At 57.4% G+C, this 1,311-nt stretch carries 1 rRNA gene; it reads left to right on the top strand.

Annotated elements, in window-relative coordinates:
* Positions 1-367: 367 nt before the first annotated feature.
* Positions 368-1,311: ribosomal RNA gene (locus tag AM590_RS18415) — 16S ribosomal RNA — on the top strand; the annotation flags it as partial.

The following is a 1,311-nucleotide window of genomic DNA, read 5'->3' on the forward strand; positions in this document are numbered from 1 at the left end:
CACCGGGATGACACACCTTCCCGGGGGTCGCCACGATACGACGGCCTTAAGTGGTCCAAGGCATTTTGGATGAATGCGAACGACACACCGCGATTGCAGGGCGATTCAACGCGTCCTGCCTCACCGGCCCTGAACCGAACGGGGTTCGAAGGGTTTATACCCTCGAATCGCCTCGGTTCAGGTCCGAAGGAAATGAGGATTCCGCCCCTGCGGTACGCCGCAAGACGGTATCTGATGTTAGCCCTAGTAGTTCGGTGACATCCGAACGGATGTCATACGAACTCGGACCTTTGAACGGTGATTTGACAGCATTACGCTGCCATTCACCCGCCAAAACCCCGCGACCAGGTTTAAATGGTCGCGACCCATTCCGGTTGATCCTGCCGGAGGTCATTGCTATTGGGGTCCGATTTAGCCATGCTAGTTGCACGAGTTCATACTCGTGGCGAAAAGCTCAGTAACACGTGGCCAAACTACCCTACAGAGAACGATAACCTCGGGAAACTGAGGCTAATAGTTCATACGGGAGTCATGCTGGAATGCCGACTCCCCGAAACGCTCAGGCGCTGTAGGATGTGGCTGCGGCCGATTAGGTAGACGGTGGGGTAACGGCCCACCGTGCCGATAATCGGTACGGGTTGTGAGAGCAAGAGCCCGGAGACGGAATCTGAGACAAGATTCCGGGCCCTACGGGGCGCAGCAGGCGCGAAACCTTTACACTGCACGCAAGTGCGATAAGGGGACCCCAAGTGCGAGGGCATATAGTCCTCGCTTTTCACGACTGTAAGGCGGTCGTGGAATAAGAGCTGGGCAAGACCGGTGCCAGCCGCCGCGGTAATACCGGCAGCTCAAGTGATGACCGATATTATTGGGCCTAAAGCGTCCGTAGCCGGCCACGAAGGTTCATCGGGAAATCCGCCAGCTCAACTGGCGGGCGTCCGGTGAAAACCACGTGGCTTGGGACCGGAAGGCTCGAGGGGTACGTCCGGGGTAGGAGTGAAATCCCGTAATCCTGGACGGACCACCGATGGCGAAAGCACCTCGAGAAGACGGATCCGACGGTGAGGGACGAAAGCTAGGGTCTCGAACCGGATTAGATACCCGGGTAGTCCTAGCTGTAAACGATGCTCGCTAGGTGTGACACAGGCTACGAGCCTGTGTTGTGCCGTAGGGAAGCCGAGAAGCGAGCCGCCTGGGAAGTACGTCCGCAAGGATGAAACTTAAAGGAATTGGCGGGGGAGCACTACAACCGGAGGAGCCTGCGGTTTAATTGGACTCAACGCCGGACATCTCACCAGCTCCGACTATAGT

The sequence above is a fragment of the Haloferax sp. Q22 genome (assembly GCF_001482285.1).
Lineage (GTDB): Archaea > Halobacteriota > Halobacteria > Halobacteriales > Haloferacaceae > Haloferax.